Raw genomic sequence first — 6,000 nt, 5'->3', positions numbered from 1 at the left:
GCGCAGAAGATCCTGCAGCAGCGCGCGTTTGTGAACGACAAGATCGACTTCAAGTGGAGCACGGTCGTCAAAACGATCAACGGCGACGGCGGCAAGGTCGGAAGCGTCACGCTGACGGACCTGAAGACCGGCGAGGACTACGACTTTGATACGAGCGGGGCGTTCATCTACATCGGGCTGCTGCCGCTGAACGGGGCGTTTCTTGACCTCGGCATCACGAACGACGAGGGCTATATTGAGACGAACGAGGACATGGAAACGAAGATTCCGGGCGTGTTCGCTGCCGGTGACATCCGGGACAAGTTCCTGCGCCAGATCGTCACGGCCACCGGCGACGGGTCACTCGCGGCGCAGACGGCGCAGCAGTACGTGGAAGAACTGAAAAACGCGGTCGAAGCGTAGGCGCTCCCCCTGAAAACTATTACTGAACCACCCGCTTTGCCTTGAAGGCAGAGCGGGTGTTTTTTTATAGTAGTGGTAAAATAATAGAAAGTGATCACTTAGAGACTTGTACTGTTTTCATGAAAGGAGACGTGGAATGATAAATTATCCGTTCAGAAAAATTACAATCGGCCTGTTGATCTTCGGACCGGCATTTCTTGCCGGATGCAGCGCGGAGGAAGATGACGGGGAGCCGGAAGAAAATACGGAAGAAGCTGGGGAGGCTGCTGGTTCAGTTTCTGAAGCAAGCACTGAAGACTGGAACGTGGAAGTGCTGGCGGAAAACCTCGACGTGCCGTGGTCGTTAAATATTCATGAAGACACGTACTATATGACTAACCGCGGAGGCGACGTAATCGAAGTAACTGGGGAAGAAAAAGAACGGCTGCCGCTCGCCGCAAGTGATGAAATAGTAAACGAAGGGGAGGGCGGCCTGCTTGGCTTTGTACTGGCCGAAGATTTTGCCGACTCCTCGAAAGGCTATGCGTACTACACGTACCGCCAGAATGATGGGGCACTCGCTAACAAAGTGGTTGCTGTGGAACGCGAAAGCAGTCAATGGAGTGAAACGGAGGTACTGCTTGATGATATTCCGGGAGACCGGATCCATAACGGGGGCCGGCTGGAAATTGGGCCGGATGGTTATTTATATGCCACCGCCGGAGATTCAGACGAGCCATCGCTTGCACAGGACGAAGACAGCCTGGCTGGCAGCATACTGCGGATGACGGTCGACGGAGAAGTACCGGAGGGCAACCCGTTTGAGAATTCTTATGTCTACAGCTACGGGCACCGGAATCCGCAGGGGCTCGCGTGGACCAGCACCGGAAAGCTTTACAGCTCAGAGCATGGGCCGAATGCCCAGGATGAAATCAATGTTATCGAACCTGGAAATAACTACGGCTGGCCGGAAATTACCGGCAGTGAATCGGCAGAAGACCTGGACGCGCCGGTTGTCCAATCGGGAAGCACTACATGGGCGCCGTCAGGCACGGCCTTCCTCGAGGACACCCTTCTAGTGGCGGGGCTACGCGGAGAGAGCCTGTATGCCTATGACGAAGAAGCAGAAGAGATGAATGCTGTGTTTGAAGGTGAAGGCAGGCTCCGGGACGTCAAAACCGGGGACGGGGGTGTCTACGTGCTTACGAACAATACAGACGGAAGAGGATCGCCGTCGGAAAATGACGATCAGCTTTTGAAGCTTACTCTTAAGGAATAATTATATAAGCTATTTCCGCTGGTTGGCAGTAAGGACTGCTGAACGGCGGATTTTTATATTAAAAAGCACCAATTTTTCGAATGTGACAGAAAAAACACGTTTTTTCAGCAATTTAACTAAACAATTATTTGCGGAATTTTCAAAAATTTTGTGAAGTCTTTTTACGAACTTGTGGCAGTCGGGGGAGATATCAATTAAAGTGAATACAGGCTTCAACAATGAATCTAAAGGAGGCATGACAACGTGAATTTTATCCATGTATTTTACCGTGTAATGACGCAGAGGAAATTGAAACAGGCGGCCTCCCATGATTTTGCCGATTCTTTCACAGGCAATGAAGATTCCTGGACAAAGAATATCCAATAACTACAAAAACGGCTAAGTCTTCGACCGGCCAGGCCATCTCAATTTGAACTTACGTTGGCGGTTGGCAGGATAAAAGAAATTGAGTGCTGAATCAACGCAAAAAAGGCTGAAGCGGCCAGGCTTTGTTGCTTCAGCCTTTTTGTCTGCGAATGAACAATGCAAAGCGTTCCTAAAGAGATTTTCAGCAAACTATTCCGGGCAAGTCACCCTGTTATTTTTTAGGCGGCAAAGGGTTAGCCAGGAGGGTAAAACAAAGGCCGCAATAGCCGGCTATGATTAAAGTGGTTATCATGTTTGCTGCTCCTTTCTTTTGCAGTAATACTCCATTAAGCTTGTTTAGGATCTGAAGGTACAAAAAAAGCCATTCCTAAAGAAGGGTTCTTTTAGGAATGGCTTAAAGCGAAAGCATTCTCATCTTTGCTTCGGAGCCGTTATTGGTTGGAAATAATGGATATTTTAAAATAAGATTTCCGCTGCCTCTAGTTATAGTAGCTTTTTTCTGCACAAGACGTCTTTTTCTCTATACATAGTAATGCTCGCCGACATTTTTGTTAAGCTGGGCTGCAAGTTTACCAAATGGTGCTTGCCATACGGTCTGTAGGCTATATAGGGTCTGTAACAAAAACGACAAGGCTCCGGTCCCGGTCAAAGTCCCAGTCTACGAAAATATCGCGGACCGCCGTACCAAATATGGAATTAAATTTTTCTTTATAAAGTTCTTCCTTTTCGAGAAGGCGTTTCGTGGATTTTAAAACATCCAGATGGCCGGTTCTGATTAATTCTTTTTCAATTAAAATCAGGCCGCCTGTTCGTACGGCAAGCATCGTCCGCTCATTTACAGGATGTACCGTGATTTCGTCCGGACTTTTCCCGACCTCTTCACTTACACGTTGAATCGCCTGTTTGATATCCTCCTGATGCTGGGTTCGTTGTCCAGACTCGCCTTCTTTTAATTTGTCCGGGTGGAAACCGGTAATAACCCCTGATTTGTTTTCAATGTTCCAGTCAAAATAAAATTCCCAATCTTCAATATCGATAAGGCTGGCAATGTAGTTTTTAATTTCGGGCAGCATTTTCGACATCATGGTTTCCCGTAATTCTTCTACCGCGCTTTTGTCCCGCTGGTCGAGCATCACTTTTTCAATAGGCGATAAAAATTTTCGTATGTGCATAACAATACAGCAGGGATCAACGCTGACATAGACGGATTCCGGTCCTTTGCCAAAATGATCGCGAAGCACTCTGCCGAGGTAGCTTCCGATTTGTTTTTGTTGTTCTTCTATTTGTGCAGGCGCAGAATGTTCGGCCATATTTTCACCTCATGTTCATTATCTAAAATCGATTAAACTACTGCAGTTGATTAATTGCAGCTGCGATGGGCCCGCAGCCCTGACGTCTTTAAACGTGCAGGAGGTGGCGGATTTGCCACCATGAGTAATCAACAGCTTCACCTCCCCGGAGTAATATAAGCCACTTTCCTTGTAATTTCCTGAATATTTTCGGTGAAAGAGAGTGCAATTATTGACTTGAAAAGCCAATTTTTATTTTTATACCCAGAATATACTTGGAAAAACACCTTTAAATATCGCTTGAAACCTTTTCTCTGTTCTTTTCATTACGATAAAGAACTGGGGAAGCGGCGGTAGTATTTTTCCTGAACCGCTCCTTGTTTTTGAGTTCTTCTATTAGGGCGTTCAAGGAATCACGCTGTCCCGAGACCTCCGCTATAGAATTCAGGTAGGCATGGAAATGGCTCTGGTCATGATCAAAAGCCATTTTTCCCTGATAATTCCGGGCGATGCTTTCGGCGTAGTGCCAGCATATATCTGCTGCTTCTCCTTTAAGGGAGCCGGCCAGTAAATGAAGAGCTTCAAGCACGCGGTTGGTAAGTTTAATATCTTCTTTGGCGGCGTCAGCGATTGGTGTAAAGGCAGCGTAAACATAATAGGCAAAGGTTTTTTCTTTCATGACCACCCGTACGTTGTCCTGAGCATCCACGAGGTACGGCCGGTGAGCAGCAGTCCCCGAAATGGAGCGGAGTAAATCAGCCAGCTGATAAATGGCATCTTCAGCGGTGGAGGGTTCATTATTTCCAATAGCTTTTAAGGCAATTTCTGTTAATTTCCGTACGCTGAAGTTCAAATCCTGCATTTCGGTTTTTTTATTGCCGATAAACAAAAATTGGAGATATGTCTGTTCATTCACAGGTGTATTTGCGGTTTGATCATATCTCTGATAAGAAAACAGCGTGTCCCCTTCGAGCATATAATCACCGACCCGGCGCTCAAGATACACAATCAGCCCGTCCAGTTCTGCCTGAGCGATCAGCCGTTTAAAATCAACGATCTGTAAAAACCCTCCGGTGGCGCTGGCGATGGAATAAATGGGTGCTTTCTCAGGAAGTCGGTATTCTTTTTGTGCTGCCGGCCGGTGCTCTTTTAAGCCGTCTTCGTTTGTAGCTGTAATAATGTTCTGCGAGCGTTCATTTAGATTTTTGGTCAGGTTCGCTACCTGCATCCACTTTACAGCGTGGTTGATAAACAAAATAAAATTTACGGCGGACACAGTAGCTGCAACTATTCCAAGTAAAGGGAAGACGACATATTCGCCAACAGAAGGAGTCAGCATAAAAAAGCCGAGAAGAATATAAAAATAAGATACGTTAAATATACCGATCGCATGGAGCGTGCGACGATCCGCAATGAAGCTGAACAAAACCCGGGGCGTAAACTGACCGGAAAAGCTGGTTAATACGATTAATATCATATTGAACGTAAATGCGTGAAGCATTAATACGCCGTAGGCTAGGGTGCTGTAAATCATTTCAGTCAGGGCGTAATCGGCAGTGAAAAAGGAACCAAACGGAAGTGCGGGCTGAAGGCCGAATTCGACGCCATAGGCAGCAAAAGCCGCTGCTGCTGCGAGCAGGATATAGATCATTGGAAGCGGCCATAAGCTTGACCGCAGTTCATACCAGCGCTGGTTTTTGGACATACTCTGTATTTTTCTGATGAATTTGGGCGTTAAACGCTGCACAAGTTTCTCCTTTCTTTATAATGGAAATTTTTTATTCCACCCGGGGGTAGGCATTTAAAGAAGCCAGCCGGCTGTTTCGGACGACCCGCACTTCACAGGAGGCTTTACTGGCCACAGTGCGGGATCTCCTTCCGCGAATAATACGTTCGAAAGACGGGCCCCCGGTTTCGCCGACAAGAATTAAATCCACGTTGTGCGTGAGACACAGATGACGGGCCAGGCGTTTCTCAGGCACGCCGGCATCAACTACTGTTTGAACGTTGGTGACGCCTCTGCGCATTGCCTTCTCTTTGTATGCTTCCAGGTGATAGTCAGCTTTTTCTTTTAAATAGCGAACGGCTCTGGGATCTATGCGTTTCAGGTTTGCGTAGCGGTGTTCATCGAAAACGAAAGCCAGTATTAAAGAAGCCCTGTGCTCCAGGGCCATGGCACAGGCTTCTTCAAAAGCGTCATACGAAGGAGTTTCTAAAACATCCAGGCCGACTAAAATCCGTTCATAACGGCTCATATCATGTTTCCTTTCTAAAGAGGTTTTTGACAATAAAAAAAGCCAGAAAAAGAAAAGTATCTTTTTCTGGCTTATGTTAAAGGCTTTATTATCCCAACATTGCTGCCATTATTAAATATTTGGTAACTATATGCTGTTGTTTTTAAAACAAACACAGGAAAAAACATGACCACAGAGCTTTTTAAGAAAGAAACTCTGGCCCCGGACAGGAAACGACAGAACGGCTCATAAAAAAGCCACAAAGGAGGAAAATCCTCTTTTGTGGCTTATGCTTTAGCTTTATATCTAAGCATTGCTGCCGTGTTTATTTGTCTTTGAATGAAACAACCATATAAGATCTTAACATAATATCGTTATTACCGGAAGTAGAAAGATTAAAACATGTTTTTTCGAGTAACATGAAGAAGGTGAGATGCCCTATTCCTGGTAT

6 protein-coding genes are annotated in these 6,000 nt (G+C 46.2%); 3 read left to right on the top strand and 3 right to left on the bottom strand.

Going from position 1 to position 6,000, the window contains the following annotated elements:
• The 3 genes from CHL76_RS11045 to CHL76_RS17385 all read left to right on the top strand — a co-directional run.
• The coding region (locus tag CHL76_RS11045; RefSeq protein ID WP_158219157.1) for an NAD(P)/FAD-dependent oxidoreductase at positions 1-402 on the top strand (402 nt) is incomplete at its 5' end.
• 136 nt (positions 403-538) lie between these two features.
• Positions 539-1,660: a PQQ-dependent sugar dehydrogenase gene (locus CHL76_RS11040; RefSeq protein ID WP_094908584.1), complete on the top strand. Its 1,122-nt coding sequence runs from the start codon at positions 539-541 to the stop codon at positions 1,658-1,660.
• A 243-nt stretch (positions 1,661-1,903) separates the two neighbouring features.
• A complete protein-coding gene (locus CHL76_RS17385) occupies positions 1,904-2,026 on the top strand; it encodes a hypothetical protein (protein WP_261764008.1) in 123 nt (40 codons plus the stop codon).
• A gap of 602 nt (positions 2,027-2,628) precedes the next feature.
• Here the strand turns inward: CHL76_RS17385 and CHL76_RS11030 are convergent.
• The 3 genes from CHL76_RS11030 to CHL76_RS11020 form a co-directional block, all read right to left on the bottom strand.
• A complete protein-coding gene (locus CHL76_RS11030) occupies positions 2,629-3,336 on the bottom strand; it encodes a Na-translocating system protein MpsC family protein (RefSeq protein WP_079474158.1) in 708 nt (235 codons plus the stop codon).
• A 268-nt stretch (positions 3,337-3,604) separates the two neighbouring features.
• Entirely contained in the window at positions 3,605-5,020 is a 1,416-nt protein-coding gene (locus CHL76_RS11025) for a DUF2254 domain-containing protein (protein WP_143745373.1), read from the bottom strand.
• Between the two features lie 73 nt (positions 5,021-5,093).
• The gene (locus CHL76_RS11020; protein WP_079474160.1) at positions 5,094-5,570 is read right to left on the bottom strand and encodes a universal stress protein; all 477 of its coding nucleotides are present in this window, start codon (positions 5,568-5,570) and stop codon (positions 5,094-5,096) included.
• Positions 5,571-6,000 lie beyond the last annotated feature (430 nt).

Source organism: Marinococcus halophilus, assembly GCF_002265875.1.
Taxonomy (GTDB): domain Bacteria; phylum Bacillota; class Bacilli; order Bacillales; family Marinococcaceae; genus Marinococcus; species Marinococcus halophilus.
Note: the sequence above shows the minus strand (reverse complement) of the source record. Positions and strands in the feature narration are given on the sequence as shown.